Genomic DNA, 25,390 nt, shown 5'->3' with positions numbered 1-25,390 from the left:
AAATAAAAGCAGCTCTACAATAGAGCTGCTTTTATTTTATGTTTTTCTTTACAGAATTACATGTTTCTTCTATACTGCCCACCTACTTCAAACAAAGCCGAAGTAATCTGACCCAAAGAACAAACCTTTGTAGCTTCCATTAAATGGTCGAATAAGTTTTCGTTTTTAATGGCTGCTTCCTGTAGTTTGTTTAAGTGCTCGTTTACTTTTGCTTCGTGGAATTGGTGTAAGTTATCCAGCATCGTAATCTGATATTGTTTTTCTTCTTCGGTGGCGCGAATTACTTCTGCCGGAATTACCGTTGGAGAACCTTTTGAACTTAGAAAAGTGTTTACACCCACAATTGGGAAATCTCCGTTGTGTTTTAAGGTTTCATAATACAAACTCTCTTCCTGAATTTTAGAACGTTGGTACATCGTTTCCATTGCTCCTAAAACGCCGCCTCTTTCTGTAATTCGGTCGAACTCTTGTAAAACTGCTGCTTCTACCAAATCAGTTAATTCTTCAATAATAAACGAACCCTGAATTGGGTTTTCGTTTTTCGCCAAACCTAATTCTTTATTAATAATCAACTGAATGGCCATTGCTCTACGAACCGATTCTTCTGTTGGTGTTGTAATCGCTTCGTCGTAAGCGTTTGTATGTAGTGAATTACAGTTGTCGTAAATCGCATACAAAGCCTGCAAAGTCGTTCTGATATCATTAAAATCAATTTCCTGAGCGTGCAAAGAACGTCCAGAAGTCTGAATATGGTATTTCAGCATTTGTGCTCTTTCGTTGGCTCCGTATTTGTTTTTCATGGCTTTCGCCCAAATTTTACGTGCCACACGACCAATTACTGAATATTCAGGATCTACTCCATTCGAGAAGAAGAACGATAAATTCGGTCCAAAATCGTTGATGCTCATTCCACGGCTTAAATAGTATTCCACGTAAGTGAAACCATTTGAAAGCGTGAAAGCCAATTGCGTAATTGGATTCGCTCCTGCCTCAGCAATATGATATCCTGAAATAGAAACCGAATAGAAATTACGAACGTTTTTGGTAATAAAATATTCCTGAACGTCACCCATTAATCTTAGTGCAAATTCAGTTGAGAAAATACAGGTGTTTTGCGCCTGATCTTCTTTTAAAATATCAGCCTGAACCGTACCACGAACTTGTGATAAGGTTTTAACTTTTATTTCATTATAAACTTCCAAAGGTAAAACCTGATCTCCGGTAACCCCCAAAAGCATTAATCCTAAACCATTGTTTCCTTCCGGCAAATCGCCTTGATATCTTGGACGCTCTGTTCCTTTTTCCTTGTATATTTTGTTGATTTTAGCTTCAACTTCTTTTTCTAAATCATTCTCCTTAATATAATACTCGCATTGCTGATCGATTGCTGCATTCATAAAGAAACCTAACAACATTGGTGCTGGTCCGTTGATGGTCATACTTACTGATGTTAAAGCATGAACCAAATCAAAACCGGAATACAGTTTTTTAGCATCATCTAAACAGCAGATTGAAACTCCTGCATTTCCAATTTTCCCGTAAATATCCGGACGTAAATCGGGATCATTTCCGTATAAAGTCACACTATCAAAAGCTGTCGAAAGTCGTTTTGCCGGCAATCCTGCGCTTACATAATGAAAACGTTTATTCGTTCTCTCCGGTCCGCCTTCTCCTGCAAACATTCTTGACGGATCTTCACCTTCACGTTTAAACGGATATAATCCTGAAGCAAAAGGAAATTCTCCAGGAACATTTTCCTGCAAACTCCAACGTAAAATATCGCCCCAGGCTTCATATTTAGGTAAAGCAATTTTCGGAATTTGTAGGTGTGATAAACTCTCGGTATGTGTCGCGATTTTAATTTCTTTATCACGAACCTTAAAGGTATAAACCGGGTTTTTGTATTTATTTACTTTCTCGTCCCAATTCAGGATAATTTCCCAATTGTACGGATCTAAATCCATTTTTACTTTATCAAATTGATTCAGTAAAAGGTTTAAGAAAATTCTGTTTTCATCGTGTTCCTGAATACCGCTTGGTAAAACAGTTGCATCATCAATTCCTGCTTTAGCAATTTGTGGAATTTTCCCAGAAACCGATTCTATCGTTTTGAAGATTCCGTATAATTTCTGTGCTACTTTTTGCTGTGAAAGCGCAATTTCATCATAGCTTCTGTTGTTCTCTGCGATTTCAGATAAATAACGCGTTCTGTGCGGCGGAATCACGAAGATTTTCTCGCTCATTTCACGCGTAATTTCAAAAGTCGATTTTAAATCTGAACTGGTTTTCTCAACAATTTTATCCATGATCGCTTTGTAAAGCGTGTTCATTCCAGGATCGTTAAACTGTGAAGCAATAGTTCCGAAAACCGGCATTTCGTCCGGATTTTTATCCCATAAATTATGATTGCGCTGGTATTGTTTTTTTACGTCGCGAATTGCGTCTAAAGCACCTCTTTTATCAAACTTGTTTAAAGCTACTAAATCAGCAAAATCAAGCATGTCAATTTTCTCTAATTGTGTTGCAGCTCCAAATTCCGGAGTCATTACATATAAGGATACATCAGAGTGATCCATAATCTCTGTATCAGACTGACCAATTCCTGAAGTTTCTAAAATGATTAAATCATATTTCGCAGCTTTTAAAACCTGAATGGCTTCGGCTACATATTTAGATAAGGCCAAATTCGATTGACGAGTTGCCAAGGAACGCATATAAACACGTGGGTTATTAATGGCATTCATACGGATTCTGTCTCCCAATAAAGCACCTCCTGTTTTTCTCTTTGAAGGATCGACAGAAATCAAACCAATAGTTTTCTCTGGAAAGTCAATTAAAAAACGACGAACTAATTCATCTACTAAAGAAGATTTACCGGCTCCACCTGTTCCGGTAATTCCCAAAACAGGAATTTTAGAATCAGCATTATTGGTATGAATCTGATCAAAAACTGGTTTTGCAATTTCAGGGAAGTTTTCTGCTGCCGAAATTAAACGTGCAATTGCAGTTGGAATTTTATTTTCAATATGATCGATTTCTCCATTTAGTTTATCTCCAATTGGATAATCGGCACGTTGTACTAAATCATTAATCATTCCCTGTAAACCTAAAGAACGGCCATCATCCGGAGAATAAATTCTGGTAATACCATATTCATGTAATTCAGAAATTTCGCTTGGCAGGATTACTCCTCCACCTCCGCCAAAAATCTTGATATGTCCCGCTCCTTTTTCATGAAGCAAGTCATACATATATTTAAAGTATTCATTATGCCCACCTTGATACGATGTCATTGCGATGGCATTTGCATCTTCCTGAATAGCGGTATTTACCACTTCTTCAACGCTTCTGTCGTGACCTAAATGAATCACTTCGACACCTGTTGACTGGATAATACGACGCATAATATTAATCGCGGCATCGTGCCCGTCAAAAAGAGAGGCTGCGGTGACAATTCTTACTTTATTTTTAGGAATATATGGTATTTGTTGTTCCATTTTATGAATATGATAATTTTAAGGGAGCAATTTACAAAATATTTTAATATTTGATCATTGCAATAGCTTTATGTTAACAAAAAAAAAGAATAGTTTTTTCATCTTGAAGGGTAACAATTTGAGACCTAATCAAATATACTCTATATAAACCTACAAAACATGGCAATTTCGCAACATTAAAATAAAATCTAACAACGTGTTTACCAGCATCCTAAAGTAATTTAGCATCGTAGAAAAGCCCCAAATTTTTACCAAAACTTACTTATCAAGCAATAACGTAAAAATTCAAAATAAAATGAAAACATTATATCCAATCACCGCAATTTTAATTACAAGTTTCTTTCTTTCCTCTTTTAATAGCTTGGACAAAAATGATCTAGAGAAGAAGAAAGCATTAACTCATAATTACCTTTCTACTAATCAAAATGATGATGTAGTAGATAGCGAACTTTTGAGTGATTTTTTCAAAAGATACACTAACCTAAAAAAATACCAAAACGATGTGATCTCTTTATACAAGGACAGATCGTATGGAACTATTTGGTTTGAAAATGGAAAAATTACGCAATACGGAATTTTATTGTACTCAAAAATAACTACTGCTAGTTTTGAAGTACCACTTGAATTTCCGTACAAAAATGAAATTGACCAGATTTTCAATAAAACAGCAACAGAAAAACCTTCAAAAACAGATTCTGACATGTTATTAAGTGCCGCTTACATTATATATGCTCATCATACATTTGAAGGAGTAGATATTGAAACCGTTAAAAATTCAGAATGGTTGTTGCCTAAGAAAAAAATAACTGCTGATACTTTAACAGCTTCTGCAACGACAAAACCTGTTGCGGAGAACAATAATAAAATTGTAAAATTTGATCAATACAACAAACTTCAGAGTGTTCTAAACAAATATAAAAAAATAGAGAAAGATAATACCTGGAAACCAATAACAGTTGAAAGTCCTTTTAAAGACATCAGACCTGATGCAAAATCAGCTACGATTGCTCAAATCAGAAACAGATTGTTTGTGATGGGAGATTTACAAAACGACTCAAAAAGTGATTTTTATGATCAGGAATTAATGGAAGGTGTGATGAAATATAAAGTACGTAACGGTTTAAAACCAAATTACATTATTTCTGAAGCCAATATTAAAGACATGAACGAGTCGATACAGGAAAAAATTAAAAAAATTACCATTAACATGGAGCGTTGTAAAGAGATTTACCCAACTTTATTAACGGACACTGAATATGTAATGGTCAATGTTCCTTCCTTTGAGTTGATTTATGTAAAAAATGGTAAAGTAGAACTGGTATCAAAAGTTTTTGTTGGAGCGCCTTTAACTAAAACAACTATTTTTAGCGGAAAAATTGAAAAAGTGGTTTTTAGCCCTTATTGGACAGTTCCTCAAAGTATAGTTGAAAATGAATTAAAAATGAAAATAGCTGCCGACCCAAATTATTTGGCAGAGCGCAATATGGAAATGGTAAATGGTATGGTGAGACAAAAACCAGGTCCGAATAACTCATTAGGTTTAGTGAAATTTATTTTCCCAAATCCGGATGATATTTACATGCACGATACCCCATCTAAAACCTTGTTTGATTTTGAACAAAGAACTTTTAGCCACGGTTGTATTAATGTACGTGATGCCAAAGAACTTGCGATTGCAATGGTGAAAGATTATCCGGAATGGACCACTGAAAAAATCGATCAGGCTATGGACGGAACAGCAGAAACGACTTTTAAATTACCAACTTCAGTTCCTATCTATATTACTTATTTTACAACATGGGTAAACGAAGCTGGTCAGGTAAGTTTCTTTCAGGACGTTTATGAAAAAGATAGTGATTTAGACCAAAACCTTTCTCCTGAAAATAATGTTGTAAGTAATTAAAAATACATTTTTTTTAAACTCGGGGGTAATTTTAGAATTTGATTTAGAATTTGGAAGAAAAATAATATCTTTCGAATATTAAACTCAAATCTAAAATTACCCTTTTATTATGGAAGATAATTACACAGAAGTTAGAAAAAATTGGTGGGACAGAAACTGGAAATGGTTTGTTCCGACCGGATGTCTGGGCCTTATAGTTCTTTTCGGATTATTTATAGCCGGAATATTCTTTGGTGTAACTTCGATGATGAAAGATTCTGATGCTTATAAAGAATCCATGACTATCGTACAACATGATAAATCAGTAAACGATAAACTAGGATCTCCTATTGAAGGTGACGGAATGGTGAGTGGAAATATCAGTATTCATAATGATACGGGAAACTGCGATTTACAAATTCCGATAAAAGGCTCTAAAGGCAAAGGAACTTTATTTGTAGTTGCCGAAAAAAGAGGCAAATGGAAATACAGTCAAATGTCTGTTTATATTGAAGCAACGGATGAGGAAATTGATTTGTTGACTAAATAGTTCGAGGTTTTTTCACGCAGATTTTAGCAGATCAGAGCAGATTTTTTATTGTTTATCAATTTCCGAGCAAAGATGCAGTCCCGAAGCTACGGGAGTAAAGTTTATCTCGCACTCTTGTCATCTTGACGAAGGAAAGATCACACAAGAAACACCACACAAAGATTAGCAATAACCATTGTTGCTTATGCAGTCTATTTTCTTTACTCTAAAATCTAAAAAATCTCAGAACCTTCCAAAAAAGTTAATTCTGAAACAAATTACTTATGCTCCTAAAATAAAATTGTGGCTTTGTTTTTGAATAAGTAGTATTTTTGAACTCATAAAACCCCAAACATGAAAAAGATTTTATTATTAGCCCTTACGTTCTCACTTACATCCTGCGCTGAGATGCAGCAAACATTAAATCAGTTCCCGCAAATTTCATCACAAATTCCCGGAGTAGGCGGTGTAGACATTGCTTCCGGATTAAAAGAAGCCCTAAACAAAGGAATTACACAACAAGTTAGCAAATTAACTGCTGTTGATGGTTTTTATAAAAATGAAGCAGTAAAAATTTTGCTTCCGGCGGAATTACAAAAGGTAGATGCTACTTTACGAAAAATAGGTTTAAGTTCATTGGCTGATGAAGGTGTAAAAATGCTGAATCGTGCTGCTGAAGATGCGGTAAAAGAAGCCACTCCGATATTTGTATCAGCAGTGAAAAACATGACTTTTACAGATGCTAAAAACATTTTATTAGGAAACGACAGTGCCGCAACAAGTTATTTGCAAGGAAGTACGACAACAGCTTTGTACGGGAAATTTAATCCGGTGATTAAAAGCTCTTTCGAAAAAGTAGGTGCCGATGTGGTTTGGACAAAGATTATTACAAAATACAATACGATTCCGTTAGTTAAAAAGGTAAATCCTGATTTGACAGACTATACAACAAACCAGGCTTTGTCTGGTGTTTTTAAAATGATTGCTGTTGAAGAAAAAGAAATCCGAAATAACATCAGCGCAAGAACAACACCTTTATTAAAAAGTGTTTTTGCGATGCAGGACGGAAAATAATTTTCTTGAAGGTTCATAGGGACAAAGTAACAAAGGTACAGAGTGAACCTTTGTTACTTTGAGCCTTTGCAACTTTGTCACTAACCAAAAAACAACCAAAAATGCAAAAAATTACCATTCTGATTCACTGTAAAGACCAAAAGGGAATTATTGCCGCTGTTACAACTTTTATTGCAAAAATGGAAGGCAACATTATCTATATCGACCAACACGTTGATGTGGAACAAAATGTGTTTTTTATGCGATTGGAATGTGAATTAACGAATAACCACATTACTATTGACGGATTTAAAGCAGATTTTGACCAAACTATTGCCGCCGATTTTAATATGTCATGGGATTTGTACAATAAGGAACAAAAACCAAAAATGGCTTTGTTTGTATCTAAATATGATCATTGCTTGTTTGACATTTTAGGACGTTACAGCGCTGATGAATTGAATGTTGAGATTCCGGTAATCATTAGCAATCACAATGATTTACGATCGATTGCGGAACGTTTTGATATTCCGTATCACTGTGTGCCTTTTACAAAAGATAATAAAGAGGAAGGCGAAGCAAAACAAATTGAATTGCTAAAAAGATATCAGATCAATTTTATTGTCTTAGCGCGTTATATGCAGATTATTACACCAAAATTGATTTCGCTTTACGAGAATAAAATCATTAATATTCACCATTCGTTTTTACCGGCTTTTCCGGGTGCAAAACCTTATCATTCGGCTTTTAAACGTGGAGTGAAAATTATTGGTGCAACAAGTCATTATGTGACTGCCGAATTAGACGAAGGTCCAATTATCGAACAGGATATTGCGAGGGTTTCGCATATTCATTCTGTTGATGATTTTATTATGAAAGGACGTGATTTGGAACGTATTGTTTTGGCTCGTGCTATTAAATTGCATGCAGAGCGAAAGACTATGGTTTATAGTAATAAGACAGTTGTTTTTTCTTAGGTTCAAAGAGGCAAAGTTTTTTTTACCGAAAAGTGTGCTAAGGTTATTTTCCTTTGTCTTTACTAAAACTTTATAAAGCTCACAAAGGCTGTTGCCTATACAAAATTAAACCGCACGAGATCTGCTCATAAAACATGAACCAAAGGTTTATCAATAGTTCCGGAGGAACAAGTTATATTGTAGGGCTGGACTTCAGTCTAGTCTAAACGAAATATTTAAACATTTGTAAATCAAGTTCTGTTTATATTAAATAATAAACCCTACAGGTTTAAAAACCTGTAGGGTTTATTTATTTGCTTCAGAAAAAAAGCTTAGAACCTTAGTATCTTAGCATCTTAGAACCTGTTATCTAACCACTATCGACAATCTTGGATCATCGAAGTTATTTACTTCCTCCATGGTTAATCCTAAAGCGTTTGCTACACCTTCTCCGTATGCAGAATCGGCCTTGTAACAATTGCGGATATGACGAACCTGAATAAATTTCTGGGCTCCTCCTACTTGTCCGGCGGTATTTTTGAATAATAGTTGTTTTTTCTCGTCTGTCAGTAAACGGAATAATAAACCAGGCTGGGTAAAATAATCGTTGTCATCTTCCCTGAAATTATGGGCGTACGCATCGCCATGAAGTTTTAATGGTGGTTCCTTAAATTCTGGTTGTTCCTGCCATTCTCCAAAACTATTTGGCTCATAATGTTTACGGCTTCCGTTATTTCCGTCTACGCGCATTGTTCCATCGCGGTGGAAAGTGTTATAAGGACATCTTGCAGAATTCACCGGAATCTGGAAATTATTTACACCTAAACGGTAACGGTGTGCATCTCCATAAGAAAACAAACGGGCCTGCAGCATTTTATCTGGAGAAAAACTAACTCCCGGCACCACATGCGCCGGATTAAAAGCGGCTTGTTCTACTTCGGCAAAATAGTTTTCAGGATTTTTATTTAATTCGAATTCACCAACCGGAATTAGCGGATAATCGCCTTTTAACCAAACTTTCGTTAGATCGAAAGGATGAAAACGATAATTCTCAGCTTGTTCTTCAGTCATAATTTGCACAAACATTTTCCATTTTGGGAAGTTTCCTTCTTCAATGGCATCATATAAATCTCTTTGGTGGCTTTCTCTGTCACCGCCCACTAATTTGGCTGCCTCTTCATCAGAAAGATTATCAATTCCCTGTTGTGTTACGAAATGAAATTTCACATAATATCTTTCGTTTTGATGATTGATAAAACTAAAAGTATGACTCCCGAATCCGTGCATTTGTCTGTACGATCTCGGAATACCTCTATCACTCATTACGATCGTAATTTGGTGTAAGGCTTCGGGTAATAAAGTCCAAAAATCCCAATTGTTATCAGCACTCCTCAAATTGGTTCTTGGATCACGTTTTACGGCGTGATTTAAATCCGGAAATTTCATCGGATCCCTAAAAAAGAAAACAGGTGTATTGTTTCCTACCAAATCCCAATTTCCTTCATTGGTATAAAATTTCATGGCAAAACCACGAATGTCCCTTTCGGCATCAGCAGCACCTCTTTCTCCTGCAACAGTAGAAAAACGCACAAACATTTCAGTCTTTTTACCAATCTCCGAAAATAAGTCGGCTCTTGTGTATTTTGTAATATCATGTGTAACCGTAAAAGTTCCGTATGCACCAGAACCTTTGGCGTGCATTCTTCGTTCCGGAATTACCTCACGATCAAAATGCGCCATCTTTTCTAAAAACCAAAAATCTTGTAATAAAACAGGTCCGCGAGGTCCCGCCGTTTGAATGTTTTGATTGTCTGGAACCGGAGTTCCGGTTGCAGTTGTTAATTTTTTGCCTGATTCCATCTTGCTGATATTTAATGTTTTATCAAATATACAAACTAATACTTATCATATTTATAAGTAAAATTGATTGTTATTATATTTTAATAATCAAAAACAATATTTAGCAATAAAATCCTCAAAATGAACTCTTAAAAAATCTTAACTTATGTCCAACAAAGTAATAACAAAACCTTAACAGCAAAACATTCATATATGTTAGATCTTTGTAGTGTAATAAACTGGTTATTTATTATTTTGGTTTTGGTTAGTTAAATGATGCCGGCGTCTTCGAGATGCCGGCATTCTTTTTTTATAGACTTTTGTTTCAAGTTAAGTTAACTGTGAGCATATTTTACCACAAAGAACGCAAAGGTTTTTTTGTCTAACTGTATGTTTAGAAAACACAAAGTTCACAAAGCGATGAGTTGATCTAGCTTTGTGAACTTTGTGTTTTATTAAAACCATGCATGTATAAAATCTTTGCGCTCTTTGTTGTTAAATTCGCAATCCAACAAACCTGAAACTAATTTTTCAATCTTTCGTGGAGTAATTTAAAATACGGGAAAGCCTTTAAAAGTCGGCTGCCGTGCCAGGAGAACATTTCGCCGTCGACGAAGATGGTTTTGGCGTGATGTGTAAAACGGCCTATTTCGAACGCGTCTTCTTCTTTGAAAGGATAGGGTTCTGATGAAAGGAAAACCAAATCGGGATCGCCTTCTAAACGCATTTTTTTGAGTTCTATTTCAGGGTAACGTCCTTTCTCTTCGTAGATATTCTGAAAATGATTCAGCTTTAATAGCTCATTTATATAAGTATCTTTTCCTGCAACCATATAAGGATTCTTCCAAATAAAATAAGCTGCTTTTTTTTCTGGAATATCCTGAATATATTTTTTAAAATCGCTCAGGGCGAAATTTAATTTGTCGTTCCATTTTTGTGCTTCGGTTCTGCAATTAAACAATTGACCGAAATCGGAAATCATTTGAAAATTATCTTCCACAGAAACAATATTCGTTACCCAAACCGGACAAATTGGACTTAATTGCTCGACGATTTCAAGTGTGTTTTCTTCTTTGTTGCAAACGATAATATCGGGCTGCAATAATTTTATTTTCTCAAAATGAATCTTCTTGGTTCCTCCAACAATTTTCTTAGTCGATTTTAAATGATAAGGATGCACGCAAAACTTTGTGATTCCTATTATTTTTTCTTCTAAACCTAAATCAAATAGTAATTCGGTTTGAGAAGGAACCAACGAAATAATACGTTTTGGAGCCGTCTCAAAAGAATGTAAAGTACCAAGCTGATCAATTAATTGTTTCATGTTTCAGGTTATTTTTGTTTCAGGTTGTTGGATTGTGTTTTTAACCACAAAGGACACTAAGTTTTTTTACCTCCATGATTTTATAAAACACAAAGTTCACAAAACTTTGTGTTGATCTAACTTTGTGAACTTTGTGTTTCTCAACAGACAGTTAAATAAAAAACCTTAGTGTCCTTTGTGGTTAAATTATGCTCAAAGTATAAACTTTAAACCTGAAACTTTAAACTAAGAATCTCTTCCATTTCTTTTTGTACTTTCAATGCTTCTTCTCTTGCTTTTTCTGCGAAGTCAGTTCCTTTTGAGGCGTAGATAATTGCTCTTGCCGAGTTTACTAATAAACCTACTTTATCATTCATTCCGTATTTGCATACTTCAGACAAACTTCCGCCCTGAGCGCCAATTCCGGGAACTAATAAAAAACTGTCCGGAACAATCTTTCTAATGTCTGCGAAATATTCGGCTTTGGTAGCGCCAACCACATACATAAGGTTTTCGCTATTTTTCCATGTTTTAGAGGTTTCTAAAACTTGTTTGTATAATTCTGTTCCGTTTGTAGTTAAGGTTTGAAAATCAAATGCTCCTTCGTTAGACGTTAAGGCTAACATGATGGTATGTTTGTTTTCGAAAGCCAGGAAAGGTTCAACTGAATCTTTTCCCATATAAGGTGCAACGGTTACACTGTCAAAATTTAGATCTTCAAAAAAAGCTTTCGCATACATGCTTGAAGTATTACCAATATCACCACGTTTTGCATCGGCAATCGTAAACTGTTCCGGAAAATTTTCATTGATATAGTTGATTGTTTTTTGCAATGACATCCACCCTTTAATTCCATATGCCTCGAAGAAAGCGGTGTTTGGTTTGTATCCAACAGCCAAATCGTGTGTGGCATCAATTATAGCTTTATTGAATTCGAAAATAGGATCTTCCGTTTCTAATAAATGAGATGGCATTTTAGTTAAATCAGGATCTAAGCCAACGCATAAAAATGATTTTTTTTGAAGAATTTGTTCGTGTAGTTGTTGTGTTGTCATATTGTATTTTACTAGTGCGGCAAAATTACAAATAATATTATTGGTTTGCGAATGATTTTCGGCCACTAATTTCACGACTGTTTACGAATTAAATGATCCTAAAACTGGATTTCACGAATCATTTTTGTCCTAATTTCTATAAACATTGAATTCCTATAACATCTTCTCAAAATTGTATAAGAGAAAAAATCAACTCCTAATCTATTTTTGTAAAACAACCTTAAATCAAGCAATTATGAGCCCAAATATTGGAATTACTCCAAAAAATTTAAAGAAGAGCACCAGCATATTAGCCACTATATTATCTAACGAAATGACTTTGTATGTTAAGACCAGAAAATTTCATTGGAATATTTCAGGAAACAGCTTCATGGAATTACACAAATTGTTTGAAGATCAATACAGAATTCTGGAAGCCAATATTGATGAAGTAGCAGAACGCATTAGTCAGCTTGGTGAAAAAACAATTGGAACAATGAAGGAGTTTATTGAAAACTCAACCTTAAAAGAATCTCCAAAAGAATACGCATCACAAAAACACATGCTGGAAGAACTTTTGGAAAATCACGAGCAACTGGTAACAGAATTCAGAACTTATATTCCTCTTTTTGAGACTGAAAATAATGATATTGGTTCGGCTGATTTTATTACAGGTTTATTACAGGAACATGAAAAAATGGCCTGGATTTTAAGACGTTATCAGATTTAACAAAATATCCAAATGTGAATTATACAACAGTTAGCCGTATAAATGTAACAACAATCTAACCGAAAATTTGCAATTTTACAATACTATAAATATACAAATACAACAATCATGAATACGACTCAGATAAAGGGGAACTGGAACGAGATGAAGGGGAAACTTAAACAACAATACGCAGAACTTACAGATGATGATTTAATGTACGCTGAAGGTAAAGAAGATGAAATGTATGGAAAGCTTCAGCAAAAATTAGGTAAGACCAAAGAAGAGGTACAACAAATCATTTCAGATTTGTAAAATTTTCCAGGTCAGCCAGGATACCGTCTAATAAAAAAAACATTAGACGGTATTTTTTTGATTTTTTTTAGTATATTCATGAATTACTTGAAGTATCCGATGGGTCGTACGCCCGGAACCAAAAATAAATTAATTATCTTTAACCAAATTTTTATAAAATGAAACTATTTATAAAGTTCGACATAAACACCATTTGTTCTCTTTATTTAAAGCAAAATCTTGAAGAGCAAAATGTAAACTTTAAAACTTTAGGTTTTGGTGAGATCGAAATTGAAGATAATCTGAACGTTGAAACACTTGAAGCCTTAAAAGAAAATTTAGCTCCCCATGGTTTTGAAGTAGTTGAGAACCAAAAAAGTGTTTTAGTCCAAAAAATTAAGGATGCTATTATTGAGCTTGTTTTCCTGGAAGACAGTAATAATTATAAAAGTTCTGTATTTTTAGCAGAAAAACTAAATCACAGTTATGGCTACTTATCGAATGTTTTTTCCGAAGTAACCTATTCCTCAATTGAAAATTTTATCATTTTACAAAAAATTGAAAGAGCCAAACAATTAATTATTATTAATGAAATGAGTTTGACAGAAATTGCTTTTTTACTAAATTATTCAAGTGTTGCGCATTTAAGTACGCAGTTTAAAAACACTACCGGAATTACGCCATCGGCTTTTCAGAGAATCATTAAAAAACGAAGAGAAAATTTAAAATAAAACTAAATACTATACTAAAATGCAAAAAAACGCATTAAATATTTTATTGGCTGATGATGATGAAGATGATCGTCTTTTTTTCAAAGACGCTTTTGAAGAAATCAAAATACAAACTAAAGTACAATTTGTTCATGATGGAATGCAGTTAATGGATCATTTATCGGATCCTGAAACGAAATTGCCGGATATCTTGTTCCTGGATTTGAATATGCCAAAAAAAACGGGTAAGGAATGTTTGATCGAAATTAAAAAAACAGATCATCTAAAAAACATTATTATTGCCATCTACTCCACTTCATCATCTGAAGAAGATATTGAAGATACATTTGTACAAGGAGCCAATATTTATATTAAAAAACCAAGCGATTTTAATACGCTTAAAAAAATTATCAACGAAGTCGTGACCGTTAACTGGCACTACCATACATCCGGTTTGAATCGTGATAACTTTTTGTTACGACTAAAATAATACGCATACTAAATGAAATGGATACCAAATTTTAATTCTTCAAACTCTTTGAGAGTTATTTTTGTCATCGCAGTTTTCATTCTGTTATTTCTATCTTCTATTGCTTACAAGCACAATCAGGATTTAAACGAATCCAGTAAGCTGGCAATGCATACGTATGAAATCAACATACAGTTAGAACAATTAATGTCGGCGATTAAAGATGCGGAAACTGGCCAGCGTGGATACATCATCACACGAAACAACAGGTTTTTAACTCCTTATCTTTATTCGCGTGACAAAGTGAATGCTTCCTTTGTTACACTGAAAAAACTCACTGTTGACAATGCTGTTCAACAGAAAAATCTAGAGTATCTCTTCAAATTAATTATTCAGCGATTTGTTTCGTTCGAAAATTGCCTTAAATACAGCGATCCAAAAACATACGATAAACGAAAACTGGACAATCATATGTTTGGCGGACGTATATTGATGGAAAACATTCGTTTCCAGGTGGATAAAATGAATGATATCGAAAGAAATTATCTTAAAAAAAGATTGGAAATCTACGATCAGGAAATTTCATTAAGTCCAGTTTTCTCAATCTCATTATTTCTAACAGCCTTACTTTTTATTTTATTGGCTTACAGACAAATCAGCCGAGATTTTCAGCGCTTAAAATTATTCAACAAACAACTTTTAATTTCTGGCGGTCTAATGGCCGAGTCTGAAATCATTGGAAAATTCAGCACCTGGCAATGGGAATTAGATTCTCATAAAATTACGTATTCTGACAATCAGTATCGATTACTGGGCGTTACACCAAACTCTTTTGTACCTGTTATAGAAACTTTTCTTGATTTCGTACATCCTGATGACAGAGCAGCTGTTTCAGAATCCATGGATAAAATTATAGAGAAAAAGAATCTTCCTTTTATTTATTATAAAATTGTCCGTCCAAATAATGAAATCAGATATTTTAAATCAACCGGCAAATTATTGACCGATCAGCAGGGAAGTAAAATTCTGCTCGGAATCAATTTTGACATTACCGATGAACATTTACTTAATATCGAACTTCAGGAACGAAACAGAGAATTAGAAAAAAGCAATAAAGAATTAGCTTCTTTCAATCATGTGGCAAGTCACGATTTACAGGAACCGCTTAGAAAAATTCAAACCTTTATCTCAAGGGTTTCTGAGGCAGATAAAGCGGTTATGTCTGAAAGTGGACGCGATTATCTGGCTAAAATTGCCATTTCTGCTAAAAGAATGCGTGTCTTAATTGACGATTTACTTTTATTCTCAAGAACGAATACGACTAAAAAAGAGTTTATAAAATCGAATTTGAATGAATTACTTCAAAATGCTGAATCGGAATTAACTGAAGTTATTCATGAGAACAAAGCTGTAATTAAAGCTTCAAAACTGCCGAAACTGGAGGTTATACCTTATCAAATCGAACAGCTTTTCATCAACTTAATCGGAAATTCTTTAAAGTATAATAAACCCGGAGTTCCGCCTGAAATTTCTATTGAAAGCGAAAAAGTGCTATCAGCAGATTATCCGGATCTTTTAGAACAATCGGTTAAGAAATTCCATAAAATAACTTTTACAGATAACGGAATGGGTTTTGATCCACAATTCAAGGAAACTATATTTATACTTTTTCAGCGTCTGCATTCTAAAACAGATTATCCCGGAACCGGAATTGGTTTAGCAATTTGCAAAAAGATTGTTGAAAATCATAAAGGACATATTCTGGCCGACAGTACTCCAAATAAAGGGTCGGTTTTTACTGTATTTCTTCCGGAATAACCCATACAATATTGTAAGAAGGCGTTTACTGAAAAATGATCTGATTTCATTTGTAGTAAACGCTTTTTTCATTCTCAAAAACACCTTAAAAAACGTTGTATAAAGCCGTTATGGGAATTATATAACGTTTCTTTTTTATGCTGTAAAGCAAAACCTTCTATTCGTTAGCATCTTTGTAATGTAATACTTTATGAAGTAATAATGAAAACAATACGCATACTAAAAGCACCCATTTTTAAAGTTCTTTTCTTATTGATTTTTACAATTTGTTTTTCTTCCTGCGGGAAAAAAAACCAACAGACAAACTCATTTAAGAAAGAAGCTTTTAATAAAAGTAATAATGAAGAATTAGAAAATTCTTTTTTTATAGAAATGGGAAATGTTATGAATTCAATGATTTCAAAAAGTCAAGTTGCACAACAAAAAAGTTCTGACGGTAAAATAGTGGAAGTAAGCAAAAAGATTGCGGATCATCAAAATCACTTGTTGCAGCAAGTAACTGAAATGGCCAATAAAAAGCTCATTATCATTACCGACATCAACGCAGCTCATAAAGATGAATTAACAGAATTAAGTAATACAACTGGTTCCAACTTTAATGACGCTTATTTAAGTTCGATGACAACAGCACTGGACCAGCAAATCAAATTATTTGAGCAAATTTCAAAAAGAACAAATGATCAGTTGATTTTGAAATTAGTCCTGCAATACTTGCCTGAACAATACCAGCTTTTACGAGAAACAGAACAAATTAAGAGTGAATTTTATTAAATGCCTTTATATATTTTTTTAACAACTAAAATTTTTTAACAATGAAAATGCAATCAAATTTTTTATGCGCCTTAACCCTTTTTATGACAGCTTCATTTGGAATGCTGCAAGCACAAGAAGAAAAAGTAACCACTGAGTTTGGTGTAAAAGGAGGATTTAACATGTCAAACCTTTATCAAAGCGAAGCTGATGATAACAACGTAATTTACGGATTCAATGCCGGTGTTTATGCAACTTTACCAATTTCTGATTTTATCGCGATTCAACCAGAGATTTTATACACTACAAAAGGTGCCGAATTAGATTATAACAACGCTTTTGTAGATGGGAATGCAAAATTCAAATTAAACTATATTGAAGTTCCTTTATTAGTTAGAGTTAATATCACTAAAAACTTTAATGTTCATGCCGGTGGTTACGCATCTTACCTGGTAAGTTCTAAAGTTACCGGTGACGGAGACATCAACTTTGATGAAGCAGTTGACACTGATGATTTGAACAAATTTGATGCTGGTATCGCAGCTGGTGTCGGAGTAGATTTTAACCCAATTAGTGTTGGTTTACGTTACAATTACGGTTTAACAACTGTTGGTAAAGAAAGAACTATTGCAGGAACTACCTATACGTTTCCAGATGCAAAAAACAGCAATCTTACCTTATACTTATCGTATAAGCTGAATTAAATAAAAACAAATTATTAACCATTAAATAATAAAAACCATGTCAAATTTATTATACACAGTCGCAGTTATCTTAGTTATACTTTGGGCCATTGGGTTCTTTGCTTATAGCGCCGGAAGTATTATCCACATATTATTAGTCATTGCGATTATCGCAATACTATTCAGACTTATTAAAGGTCGCGAAATTTAAAAATTAAAAATTATACAAATTTATATTAATCACTAAATCAAATATTATGAAAACGAGTAGCACATTATTAGGAATTTTAGGAGCCGCAGCGGCAGGAGCATTTTTAGGAGTATTGTTTGCACCGGACAAAGGTTCAAATACAAGAAAAAAAATCTCAGATAAATCAAAAGATTACGGAGATAACCTAAAAAGCAAAGTTGATGGAATTTTAAGCACAATTACTTCAAATGGTAAAGACATCATTGATGAAGGAAAAGCAAAATTCAATCAGGTAAAAGAAGATTACAATGCTATTAAAGACGAAGCTAAAACTGTAAAAACGAACTACTAAATAGTGAAATTTTTCCACCATAAAAATACCCTATATCATGGAACCAAATGCAACAACTACCGAGAACCTTAATATGTATGAAAAAGCTGAGAACTATACTAAAACCAGCCTTGAGTTAATCAAGCTGAAAACAGTAGAAGCGTCAGCAGATGTATTATCATCACTAACATCCAAAATTGCGGTTGGCGCTGTTGTTGCATTTTTTACTTTGTTCCTGAATATCGGGCTTAGTTTATGGATTGGAAAAGAGCTTGGGGAGTATTACTACGGCTTTTTTATCATGGCGCTATTTTATCTTATCATTGCAATTATTTTACATTCTGCGCAACATAAGCTTATCAAAACGCCAATTGGAAACATGATTGTTTCCAGTATTTTAAAAGAAACAAAAACTGATTTAACTAATTAATAAATAAGACTGTCATGGAAGCTGTTTATACTATTGATGCATTAAATCAGAGAATAAAGCAATTAGAAGCACAACAAGATGCGGAATGGGTTGCAATAAAAGATGAAATCGATGAAATTAAAGAGAATTTAAAACCTCTTAATCTCATTCGAAACACGGTGGAAGAAATCAATGAAACGGTTGGTTTTAAAAGCGATCTGGCGCAATCAGCGATCAGCATCGGAATTGGTTATCTGGCAAAAAAATTAGTTGTAGGAAAAACAGATTCGGTATTCAAAAATATCCTGGGGTCTATTTTGCAACTTGCCGTAACCACTTTGGTTGCAAAACCACATCATGAATCTTCGCCGCAAGGATCATCACAACACGAATCGTCAGAAGAGTAATTGTCTAACTAATATTATGTATTATGGAAAAGATCGAAGAAATAATAATAAAAAACGGTGTGTACATGTACTCTAATCTATATAAATGTTTTGAATTTACGAGAGTATTTTTAGGTATCTAACTCGTTTATACGTTTTTACTTTTACAACGGTTAAACAGTTAATACTTCACTATATTTTTTTCTTAGCCACTAAGGCACTAAGACGCTAAGGTTCTAAGAAAGCAAAAGAGACTATTTCACAGTTGTGAAATAGTCTCTTTTTACTTTTAAGATACTAAGTTGCTATCCCGAGGCTTCGGGACTAAGACTCTATGCCAACAAGACAAAAAAAGCCAAACTACAAAGTAGTCCAGCTTTCTCTATTTTCTATATTCTATATTCTTTCCTCCTGCCTCTTGCCTCTAATCTAAAAACCTTAGCCCCTCAGAGCCTTAGTCCCTTAGTTGTAATTCTGATAAATCGGCAATTTCAAACCAACGTACAGATTACAAGCTTTAGAAGTGTTTGAAAACAAATTCGAAATCAAAGAACCCGAACCAATAAATATTGGACCAGCTCTAAAACCTGTTCCAACCTGTGTACCGCTATATTGCATATACGTTACCGGAAGATAAAAACTGAATTGCCTTGTTTCATATCTTGGCGTAAAAGTTACCGAGTTCGCAATAGCAGTTGCATTTATTTTTTTAGCATCAACCAAATTAAAATCACCGCTTAAATTCAAGTAAAATCTTTGATTTATATTCCAGTCAAAGTTTGTGTGTAACGCCGTTGGTAAATTGGCTTTCATTCCTTTTCTGGTTGCCGTTTTAGTATAGTTTGCGTCAAAAAACTCAAAGATATCATCAGCACTATCAATATCATCCTGTGTAACGACACCTTTTAAGTCATACGTATTTTCAATCGCATTTTTATAATTAATCTTACCAATATCCGTCACCGAAATTGCCGCTTTGTATTTATAACGGTTTCCAACACAAGTATGGCAATTGGTACGATACTCATAGGTAAAACCTAAATCAACACCCACGCCAGCCGATGTAGCATCAAACTCCGGATCTTGTCCGTTTTCATAATCATAACTTGCAGATGTTCTTAACGTTCCTGTAGAGTAATATTGACTCAAAGCCGGATCAACTTCATTTTTATTAAAGGCGACATTCAAGTCATTTCCGTTGATATAACCGTTCACGCCCGCCATTAGGTATTTCAATGTGATTCCACCTTTTATAAAATGGTAATCGTCATCCCATAATACAGTGGCATAACTTGCACCAATTTCTGCCCAGGAATTACTAACCGCATTCGGACTTCCTCCGCTAATCATAAAACTGTTCGACATGTCAATTTCTTTATTAACCTCGTCGATTAGCTCTCCATTTACATCCACAATATTGGTTACACTTCGAACTCGTGAAAAAAGCGCCACACTGTGTTTCGGCGTAATATTCAGCATAAACGAAGGTCCCATAATATCAACATTAAAATTCCCTCTGTTATTCGATTTAATGTTTTTGCTTGCATCGGCCTGCAAATCAAAACCGCCGTCTAACACTTGGGCGAAATTAACACCATACAAATCATTTTGTAAAGTCGAACTAACAGAAAAAAGAGTAACATCGGCCTTGTATTTAGATTCTACAATAACAGACGGATTAAATAAAGCCCCCTGAATTCCGGCAAAATTGTCATCTCTAAATCCGAAATACGATTGCGATCGGGCACAAAAAAAGCTTCCCAGGAAGCATAATAAAAGTAAAATTTTCTTCATAAATTAGTTGGTTTGTCATGTTTAAATATTTGCAAATATTTAACAAAAAAAACGAAAAAAAAAGGCTTTTTTTTCTAGATGCTAAGATACTAAGGTACTGAGGTTCTAAGTTTTTGAAAAGGTATTACTTCTCCTACTTCATCACCATTTCAAGTAGTATTGCACTTTAAAAAAAGATACCGGTGTACCGAGAGACGACGGTTCTGAGACAAAACAAAAAGCCAAACCACAAAGTAGCCCGGCTTTCTCTATATTCTATATCCTTTTCTCTAAAAAAACGTCCCCAAGGTTAAAACCTCGGGCTATATTAAAAAAAAAGCCGAACGTAAGTTCGGCTCTAATCTATTCTCTTTATTCTTTGTTCTTTGTTCTAAAATTAAAACACCTCCGAAGCTTCCTTCAATTTCTCCATATTATTCACCAACTGCAGCTCAGCCACAATTTTCTGAATATCACCATTCATGATGTTTCCTAAATCGTAAAGTGTCAAACCAACTCTGTGATCGGTTACACGACCCTGAGCGTAGTTGTACGTACGAATCTTAGCCGAACGATCACCAGAACTAACCTGAGAAGTACGTTTTGTAGCATCTTCAGCTTCTTTCTTAGCCAATTCCTGTTCGTATAAACGAGAACGTAAAACGTTCAACGCTTTATCTTTATTTTTGTGTTGTGATTTCTGATCCTGACATTGCGCCACCAATCCGGTTGGGATGTGCGTTAAACGTACAGCCGATTTCGTTGTATTAACCGATTGTCCTCCAGGTCCAGAGGAACAGAAGAAATCCACACGAACATCGTTCATATCAATCTGTACATCAAACTCTTCTGCTTCTGGTAAAACCATAACCGTAGCTGCCGATGTATGCACACGACCTTGCGTTTCCGTCTGAGGAACACGTTGTACACGGTGAACACCCGCTTCAAACTTCAAAGTTCCGTAAACATCTTCTCCCGAAACCTCAAAAATAACCTCTTTGAAACCTCCAGAAGTTCCTTCGTTCATATCTACAACTGAAGTTCTCCAGCCTTGATTCTCACAATATTTAGTATACATTCTGAACAAATCTCCGGCAAAAATACTCGCTTCATCCCCACCCGTTCCGGCACGAATCTCGACCATGACGTTTTTAGCATCTTCAGGATCCTTAGGGATCAGCATAAACTTAATTTCTTCCTCCAGTTCAGGCAATCTTTCTTTTGCTTCATCTAGTTGCATTTTGGCCATTTCGGTCATATCTGCATCACTTCCATCCGCAATAATTTCGTTTGCCTCATCTATATTAGCCATCAAAAGCACATATTCATCACGCTTTTCAGCCAATGCTTTCAGGTTTTTGTACTCTTGATTCAATTGCACATAACGTTTCTGATCGGCAATAACATCCGGCTGGATAATTAAGTCCGAAATCTCGTCGAAACGTTGTTTTACTATTTGAAGTCTATCTAACATTTTTAATTCCTTTTTATTGGACTGCAAAATTACAAAATTTTTGTTGAAAATTCTATCATTAACTTTTTGAGTTTTTTAGGGTTGGTTTCTTGAGATTGTTTAGTGGAATTATGATGATTTTTAGGAGCTGTTTCCTGCTGTTCCTTCCGAAGCGCTACGCAAATGTCTCTGACTTTGCCTATTTTTTTACCTTCTTAAAAACTATAAACCTGATAAAAACCTCCTGACTTTTACGAATCCCTCTAAAATTACAATTACGGTTTCACGTAAGGTTTTGGAATTAAAACTGACTATGTTTGAGAAATCATAAAATACAATCATGAAAAAATTCTATTTCCTCCTCTTCTTTGGTTTACTTTTTAACATCGGTTTTTCTCAGGAATCCATTTGCGAAAAATTTAAAATCGGAAAATTTCTCTATACCAGTGAAGGACTTCCAGACATAACTGTAACCCGAACTAAAACCACGCAAACAGAAACCATTAAAGAATCGCCAGAAGTTATTCAAGGCACAATCGTTTGGAAATCAAATTGTACTTATGAATTTATCTTTACAAAAGGCCCTGTACCAGAGCTTATAGGAAAAACCATGTCTGTAGAAATATTTAATATAAATGGGAATATGGCTAAAGGAAAAGCTTTGTTTGAAGGAAAATATGTAAATTTCGGTTTAGAAAAATTAGATTAATTTCAAACAAATGGAAAATAAGGATTACGAACAATACATCAAAAACATTGGTACTCCAAAAGAGTATTCAGATAGTTTGTATTTGGTTTATGTCGAACTTTATAAAGCAGATGATGAGTTAGCCAAAATTATAGCAGAACATTCTAAGATTATTTCAGAACTAGAATTTGGTTATATCTGTGAAGTCAACATACAGAGCATTCCAGAAATTGCTCGTTCTTTATCTTTAAAAAATCATGCTATTTATCAAATTGTCAGACTCGTAAAGCTTTCCTGAAAAATACTACGAACGTTTCTGGCTTATTAAACCAAAATCTCTATAAATAAAAAAATACCAATGAAAAATACACTTGTAATATTCCTCTTTTCAATCTTTACCATTTCAGCATTTTCACAAACAACAAGTGGAAATGAAATAAGCGCAGAAGGAAGCGCAAAAACAAAAGTAAAACCTGATTTAGCCAATTTTAAAATAACAGTTATAAAAGAAAATTTAGTTGAAAAAACGGCTATTAAAGAATTAAATGAGGAAATTGAAAAGTTACAAAAAGTACTTTTCAGCCTTGGTTTCACTGATAAAAATATAAAGATTGCCGATTATCAAATATCAAGCAGCGAGAATAGCGACAATAAAAAGGAATATTCTGCGATAAATAGTTTGTCGATTAATTTTGCACTCGACAACAAACTTATTGACGCTTTTTATCAGCAAATTCAAAGTGAAAACATGAAAGATTTAGACGTTAATTTTGAAACTCAAATGTCTGAAGAATTAGAAAAAACGACCAGACAAAAATTGGTTCAAATGGCTGTTTTAGATGCTAAAAGCAATGCTGAAAATATTGCAAAAGCATTGGATGTGAAAATTAGTAATGTCAAACAAGTTTCGAAATATAATTTTCAAAGTGACAACAGATTCGTGACGAGAGTTGCTGGAGAAAGAATCAGTCAACCTATGGCTGCCATGGCTGCAGGTGCACAAACTTCATTTAACAAATTTGAAGTTGAGGAAAAAGAATTACAAGAAACTATAACTATTGTTTATGAAATAGTAAAGAAATAAGGATTCTAGCTAACCTGATACAATCTAAATAAAAGCAAAATCCAGATATCTCCGATAATAACCAAGAATAAATTATGATAAAAAGAATATTGCTATATTTAATTCTATTGATTCTATATGTTTTTCTTCCCGGAATTACACAACAGATTTTTATGAATTATGACGATTCCTTTTTTTATATAATGGCAACGGAATTACTTATCTTAAATGCATTGCTGGCTTTTACTTTTCTAAAATTAGCAAACAAACTATTGAATATTATAGCCGCTGCTGTTGTTACATCTCTTGGGGTTTTATCAGTAACAATTACTACAAATCTAAATCTCGGATGGGAAACAATTTCTATTTCACTATTTGCTAATGCAATTTCTTCTATTTTATGTTGGGAAGCTATTTTTCAATTAAAAGAAAGAGAAAAACAAAAATTAGTAAAGTGATAATAATCTCGATTCCCTCTCTGTTGCAGGCGTGACGCTCAGTATAGCCGACGGCCAGAACCAATCAAAACAAAATTACAAACCAAAATACAAACCATTGAAATCAAAAAAACTACTCATCATTATCTTTTTACTATTACTTGGAAAACCTGTAAAAGCGCAAAATAAAATTGACGAAATTTTTAAACTTAAAATTGAAAGGGCTATGATCTCGAGAGGAGATAATTTTCCCGATTTTAAAATAAAAAAGGACAGCTTGGATAAATTTTTATTTGCTCTTCACAAAGGCTTTTCACCAAAAGACTTTCAAGAATATTTGAAGTTTAGTGATGAAAAAATGACTGGTTCAATTGCACTTTTAGAATCTAAAAACTGGCTTCATAAAGTTAATAATCAATACAAACCTACCGTTTTTATTGCCGATGCAAAAGATGGTGAGCTGCTTTTTAAATATGCAAAACCGATTTCAGGAAAAATAACGAAATCTATACATAAAAATTTAGCCGCAATAAAAGAGCAATTTGGCAAAACAGAAATAGCAAAAAAACAGGATTTTCAAACCTGGTCGTTTTTTATTTTAAGTGACGTTCTATTAGATTCCTGGCAAATTGATAATGTGGAGAAAGAATTTCTTAAACAGGATGACAGACCTTTACGAAACGGCAAACATTATTATTTTAGAATCACTGAAAATACCAATCAGCAAATAGAATCTTTTGGAATTTATGGCAATCAAACCGAGCAAATTGAGGGCCGTTATGTGAGTGTCTACGGAAATAATCGTGATCACTTAAAAATGGCTGTTTCTGAAAATCTGGTTTCAACTGCAGACAACGAAACTTTTGATAAAATGGCCAAAAGCTTTTTGCCTGAATTATTAAAAATCTTAGAAGAGGAAAGAAACTACAGCAAAAAAATATACGTTCAATTGGGCTACGATAAAGAGATAACTTTCGAAGAATTTTTTATCTGGTGGTACCACCTTATTTACACTCAGGCGACAAACGAAATGAAAGAGAAAGGACTTTTGACCATTCCGGAGAGTGGTAATTTCCCTTATACCATTGAAGGATAAAGTATTATTTTTAATTATCTATAGGATAAATCCTTATA

26 protein-coding genes are annotated in these 25,390 nt (G+C 34.1%); 20 read left to right on the top strand and 6 right to left on the bottom strand.

The window, feature by feature from the left end:
• Positions 1 to 56: 56 nt before the first annotated feature.
• Positions 57 to 3,497: a methylmalonyl-CoA mutase family protein gene (locus tag Q7C23_RS15840; RefSeq protein WP_375033449.1), complete on the bottom strand. Its 3,441-nt coding sequence runs from the start codon at positions 3,495 to 3,497 to the stop codon at positions 57 to 59.
• A 295-nt stretch (positions 3,498 to 3,792) separates the two neighbouring features.
• On the opposite strand from Q7C23_RS15840, the gene Q7C23_RS15835 reads away from it, so the two are divergent.
• From Q7C23_RS15835 to purU, 4 genes are all read left to right on the top strand, one after another.
• Complete coding sequence (locus tag Q7C23_RS15835) at positions 3,793 to 5,400, top strand: murein L,D-transpeptidase (RefSeq protein ID WP_375033448.1); 1,608 nt, start codon at positions 3,793 to 3,795, stop codon at positions 5,398 to 5,400.
• A 109-nt stretch (positions 5,401 to 5,509) separates the two neighbouring features.
• Entirely contained in the window at positions 5,510 to 5,929 is a 420-nt protein-coding gene (locus Q7C23_RS15830; RefSeq protein WP_375033447.1) for a cytochrome c oxidase assembly factor Coa1 family protein, read from the top strand.
• Positions 5,930 to 6,262: 333 nt separating this feature from the next.
• Entirely contained in the window at positions 6,263 to 6,982 is a 720-nt protein-coding gene (locus tag Q7C23_RS15825) for a DUF4197 domain-containing protein (protein WP_072975615.1), read from the top strand.
• Between the two features lie 101 nt (positions 6,983 to 7,083).
• The gene (gene purU / locus Q7C23_RS15820) at positions 7,084 to 7,938 is read left to right on the top strand and encodes a formyltetrahydrofolate deformylase (RefSeq protein ID WP_375033446.1); all 855 of its coding nucleotides are present in this window, start codon (positions 7,084 to 7,086) and stop codon (positions 7,936 to 7,938) included.
• A gap of 345 nt (positions 7,939 to 8,283) precedes the next feature.
• On the opposite strand, the gene Q7C23_RS15815 is transcribed toward purU, so the two are convergent.
• The 3 genes from Q7C23_RS15815 to pyrF all read right to left on the bottom strand — a co-directional run bounded on the left by Q7C23_RS15815 (position 8,284) and on the right by pyrF (position 12,114).
• Positions 8,284 to 9,777, bottom strand: a complete 1,494-nt coding sequence (locus Q7C23_RS15815; protein WP_375033445.1) for a catalase — start codon at positions 9,775 to 9,777, stop codon at positions 8,284 to 8,286.
• A 502-nt stretch (positions 9,778 to 10,279) separates the two neighbouring features.
• On the bottom strand, positions 10,280 to 11,080 hold the full coding sequence (locus Q7C23_RS15810; RefSeq protein ID WP_375033444.1) for an ABC transporter substrate-binding protein: 801 nt from the start codon (positions 11,078 to 11,080) through the stop codon (positions 10,280 to 10,282).
• Positions 11,081 to 11,286: 206 nt separating this feature from the next.
• Positions 11,287 to 12,114, bottom strand: a complete 828-nt coding sequence (gene pyrF / locus Q7C23_RS15805) for an orotidine-5'-phosphate decarboxylase (protein WP_375033456.1) — start codon at positions 12,112 to 12,114, stop codon at positions 11,287 to 11,289.
• 235 nt (positions 12,115 to 12,349) lie between these two features.
• Here pyrF and Q7C23_RS15800 point away from each other — a divergent pair, with 235 nt between their 5' ends.
• From Q7C23_RS15800 to Q7C23_RS15750, 11 genes are all read left to right on the top strand, one after another.
• The gene (locus Q7C23_RS15800; RefSeq protein WP_375033443.1) at positions 12,350 to 12,823 is read left to right on the top strand and encodes a Dps family protein; all 474 of its coding nucleotides are present in this window, start codon (positions 12,350 to 12,352) and stop codon (positions 12,821 to 12,823) included.
• A 108-nt stretch (positions 12,824 to 12,931) separates the two neighbouring features.
• Positions 12,932 to 13,117: a CsbD family protein gene (locus Q7C23_RS15795; RefSeq protein ID WP_375033442.1), complete on the top strand. Its 186-nt coding sequence runs from the start codon at positions 12,932 to 12,934 to the stop codon at positions 13,115 to 13,117.
• Between the two features lie 158 nt (positions 13,118 to 13,275).
• Positions 13,276 to 13,827: a helix-turn-helix domain-containing protein gene (locus tag Q7C23_RS15790; protein ID WP_375033441.1), complete on the top strand. Its 552-nt coding sequence runs from the start codon at positions 13,276 to 13,278 to the stop codon at positions 13,825 to 13,827.
• A 19-nt stretch (positions 13,828 to 13,846) separates the two neighbouring features.
• On the top strand, positions 13,847 to 14,296 hold the full coding sequence (locus Q7C23_RS15785) for a response regulator (RefSeq protein ID WP_375033440.1): 450 nt from the start codon (positions 13,847 to 13,849) through the stop codon (positions 14,294 to 14,296).
• A 12-nt stretch (positions 14,297 to 14,308) separates the two neighbouring features.
• Positions 14,309 to 16,093 (top strand): CHASE3 domain-containing protein, encoded by a 1,785-nt coding sequence (locus Q7C23_RS15780; protein ID WP_375033439.1) that lies wholly within the window; start codon positions 14,309 to 14,311, stop codon positions 16,091 to 16,093.
• Between the two features lie 201 nt (positions 16,094 to 16,294).
• Positions 16,295 to 16,864 carry a DUF4142 domain-containing protein gene (locus tag Q7C23_RS15775; RefSeq protein ID WP_375033438.1) on the top strand — a complete coding sequence of 190 codons (570 nt, stop codon included), beginning with the start codon at positions 16,295 to 16,297 and terminating at the stop codon, positions 16,862 to 16,864.
• A 41-nt stretch (positions 16,865 to 16,905) separates the two neighbouring features.
• Complete coding sequence (locus Q7C23_RS15770; RefSeq protein ID WP_375033437.1) at positions 16,906 to 17,547, top strand: porin family protein; 642 nt, start codon at positions 16,906 to 16,908, stop codon at positions 17,545 to 17,547.
• Between the two features lie 37 nt (positions 17,548 to 17,584).
• Complete coding sequence (locus tag Q7C23_RS15765; RefSeq protein ID WP_139257033.1) at positions 17,585 to 17,737, top strand: lmo0937 family membrane protein; 153 nt, start codon at positions 17,585 to 17,587, stop codon at positions 17,735 to 17,737.
• Positions 17,738 to 17,783: 46 nt separating this feature from the next.
• A complete protein-coding gene (locus Q7C23_RS15760) occupies positions 17,784 to 18,068 on the top strand; it encodes a YtxH domain-containing protein (protein ID WP_194655362.1) in 285 nt (94 codons plus the stop codon).
• 37 nt (positions 18,069 to 18,105) lie between these two features.
• Positions 18,106 to 18,477: a hypothetical protein gene (locus Q7C23_RS15755; RefSeq protein ID WP_375033436.1), complete on the top strand. Its 372-nt coding sequence runs from the start codon at positions 18,106 to 18,108 to the stop codon at positions 18,475 to 18,477.
• A 14-nt stretch (positions 18,478 to 18,491) separates the two neighbouring features.
• Complete coding sequence (locus Q7C23_RS15750; protein ID WP_194655360.1) at positions 18,492 to 18,863, top strand: hypothetical protein; 372 nt, start codon at positions 18,492 to 18,494, stop codon at positions 18,861 to 18,863.
• A gap of 441 nt (positions 18,864 to 19,304) precedes the next feature.
• On the opposite strand, the gene Q7C23_RS15745 is transcribed toward Q7C23_RS15750, so the two are convergent.
• Positions 19,305 to 20,636, bottom strand: coding sequence for a DUF5723 family protein (locus Q7C23_RS15745; RefSeq protein WP_375033435.1), 1,332 nt, complete (start codon positions 20,634 to 20,636; stop codon positions 19,305 to 19,307).
• Positions 20,637 to 21,012: 376 nt separating this feature from the next.
• Positions 21,013 to 22,089: a peptide chain release factor 1 gene (gene prfA, locus Q7C23_RS15740; protein WP_072975643.1), complete on the bottom strand. Its 1,077-nt coding sequence runs from the start codon at positions 22,087 to 22,089 to the stop codon at positions 21,013 to 21,015.
• 319 nt (positions 22,090 to 22,408) lie between these two features.
• Here prfA and Q7C23_RS15735 point away from each other — a divergent pair, with 319 nt between their 5' ends.
• The 5 genes from Q7C23_RS15735 to Q7C23_RS15715 all read left to right on the top strand — a co-directional run bounded on the left by Q7C23_RS15735 (position 22,409) and on the right by Q7C23_RS15715 (position 25,352).
• Positions 22,409 to 22,777 carry a hypothetical protein gene (locus tag Q7C23_RS15735; RefSeq protein WP_375033434.1) on the top strand — a complete coding sequence of 123 codons (369 nt, stop codon included), beginning with the start codon at positions 22,409 to 22,411 and terminating at the stop codon, positions 22,775 to 22,777.
• A gap of 10 nt (positions 22,778 to 22,787) precedes the next feature.
• The gene (locus tag Q7C23_RS15730) at positions 22,788 to 23,054 is read left to right on the top strand and encodes a hypothetical protein (protein WP_375033433.1); all 267 of its coding nucleotides are present in this window, start codon (positions 22,788 to 22,790) and stop codon (positions 23,052 to 23,054) included.
• Between the two features lie 60 nt (positions 23,055 to 23,114).
• Positions 23,115 to 23,840: an SIMPL domain-containing protein gene (locus Q7C23_RS15725; RefSeq protein WP_375033432.1), complete on the top strand. Its 726-nt coding sequence runs from the start codon at positions 23,115 to 23,117 to the stop codon at positions 23,838 to 23,840.
• A 74-nt stretch (positions 23,841 to 23,914) separates the two neighbouring features.
• Positions 23,915 to 24,277 carry a hypothetical protein gene (locus tag Q7C23_RS15720; protein ID WP_375033431.1) on the top strand — a complete coding sequence of 121 codons (363 nt, stop codon included), beginning with the start codon at positions 23,915 to 23,917 and terminating at the stop codon, positions 24,275 to 24,277.
• Positions 24,278 to 24,374: 97 nt separating this feature from the next.
• On the top strand, positions 24,375 to 25,352 hold the full coding sequence (locus Q7C23_RS15715; protein WP_375033430.1) for a hypothetical protein: 978 nt from the start codon (positions 24,375 to 24,377) through the stop codon (positions 25,350 to 25,352).
• Positions 25,353 to 25,390 lie beyond the last annotated feature (38 nt).

It is taken from the genome of Flavobacterium sp. LAR06 (assembly GCF_041946075.1).
Classification (GTDB): domain Bacteria; phylum Bacteroidota; class Bacteroidia; order Flavobacteriales; family Flavobacteriaceae; genus Flavobacterium.
Note: the sequence above shows the minus strand (reverse complement) of the source record. Positions and strands in the feature narration are given on the sequence as shown.

Excerpts from the sequence above, each read along its gene's own strand:
- Q7C23_RS15780 (WP_375033439.1), top strand. The coding sequence starts at position 14,309 with ATGAAATGGATACCAAATTTTAATTCTTCAAACTCTTTGAGAGTTATT.
- Q7C23_RS15835 (WP_375033448.1), top strand. The coding sequence starts at position 3,793 with ATGAAAACATTATATCCAATCACCGCAATTTTAATTACAAGTTTCTTT.
- Q7C23_RS15770 (WP_375033437.1), top strand. The coding sequence starts at position 16,906 with ATGAAAATGCAATCAAATTTTTTATGCGCCTTAACCCTTTTTATGACA.
- pyrF (WP_375033456.1), bottom strand. The coding sequence starts at position 12,114 with ATGACAACACAACAACTACACGAACAAATTCTTCAAAAAAAATCATTT.
- Q7C23_RS15725 (WP_375033432.1), top strand. The coding sequence starts at position 23,115 with ATGAAAAATACACTTGTAATATTCCTCTTTTCAATCTTTACCATTTCA.
- Q7C23_RS15830 (WP_375033447.1), top strand. The coding sequence starts at position 5,510 with ATGGAAGATAATTACACAGAAGTTAGAAAAAATTGGTGGGACAGAAAC.
- Q7C23_RS15795 (WP_375033442.1), top strand. The coding sequence starts at position 12,932 with ATGAATACGACTCAGATAAAGGGGAACTGGAACGAGATGAAGGGGAAA.
- Q7C23_RS15840 (WP_375033449.1), bottom strand. The coding sequence starts at position 3,497 with ATGGAACAACAAATACCATATATTCCTAAAAATAAAGTAAGAATTGTC.
- Q7C23_RS15735 (WP_375033434.1), top strand. The coding sequence starts at position 22,409 with ATGAAAAAATTCTATTTCCTCCTCTTCTTTGGTTTACTTTTTAACATC.
- Q7C23_RS15800 (WP_375033443.1), top strand. The coding sequence starts at position 12,350 with ATGAGCCCAAATATTGGAATTACTCCAAAAAATTTAAAGAAGAGCACC.
- Q7C23_RS15750 (WP_194655360.1), top strand. The coding sequence starts at position 18,492 with ATGGAAGCTGTTTATACTATTGATGCATTAAATCAGAGAATAAAGCAA.
- Q7C23_RS15790 (WP_375033441.1), top strand. The coding sequence starts at position 13,276 with ATGAAACTATTTATAAAGTTCGACATAAACACCATTTGTTCTCTTTAT.
- prfA (WP_072975643.1), bottom strand. The coding sequence starts at position 22,089 with ATGTTAGATAGACTTCAAATAGTAAAACAACGTTTCGACGAGATTTCG.
- Q7C23_RS15720 (WP_375033431.1), top strand. The coding sequence starts at position 23,915 with ATGATAAAAAGAATATTGCTATATTTAATTCTATTGATTCTATATGTT.
- Q7C23_RS15775 (WP_375033438.1), top strand. The coding sequence starts at position 16,295 with ATGAAAACAATACGCATACTAAAAGCACCCATTTTTAAAGTTCTTTTC.
- Q7C23_RS15745 (WP_375033435.1), bottom strand. The coding sequence starts at position 20,636 with ATGAAGAAAATTTTACTTTTATTATGCTTCCTGGGAAGCTTTTTTTGT.
- purU (WP_375033446.1), top strand. The coding sequence starts at position 7,084 with ATGCAAAAAATTACCATTCTGATTCACTGTAAAGACCAAAAGGGAATT.
- Q7C23_RS15730 (WP_375033433.1), top strand. The coding sequence starts at position 22,788 with ATGGAAAATAAGGATTACGAACAATACATCAAAAACATTGGTACTCCA.
- Q7C23_RS15755 (WP_375033436.1), top strand. The coding sequence starts at position 18,106 with ATGGAACCAAATGCAACAACTACCGAGAACCTTAATATGTATGAAAAA.
- Q7C23_RS15785 (WP_375033440.1), top strand. The coding sequence starts at position 13,847 with ATGCAAAAAAACGCATTAAATATTTTATTGGCTGATGATGATGAAGAT.
- Q7C23_RS15810 (WP_375033444.1), bottom strand. The coding sequence starts at position 11,080 with ATGAAACAATTAATTGATCAGCTTGGTACTTTACATTCTTTTGAGACG.
- Q7C23_RS15825 (WP_072975615.1), top strand. The coding sequence starts at position 6,263 with ATGAAAAAGATTTTATTATTAGCCCTTACGTTCTCACTTACATCCTGC.
- Q7C23_RS15765 (WP_139257033.1), top strand. The coding sequence starts at position 17,585 with ATGTCAAATTTATTATACACAGTCGCAGTTATCTTAGTTATACTTTGG.
- Q7C23_RS15815 (WP_375033445.1), bottom strand. The coding sequence starts at position 9,777 with ATGGAATCAGGCAAAAAATTAACAACTGCAACCGGAACTCCGGTTCCA.
- Q7C23_RS15760 (WP_194655362.1), top strand. The coding sequence starts at position 17,784 with ATGAAAACGAGTAGCACATTATTAGGAATTTTAGGAGCCGCAGCGGCA.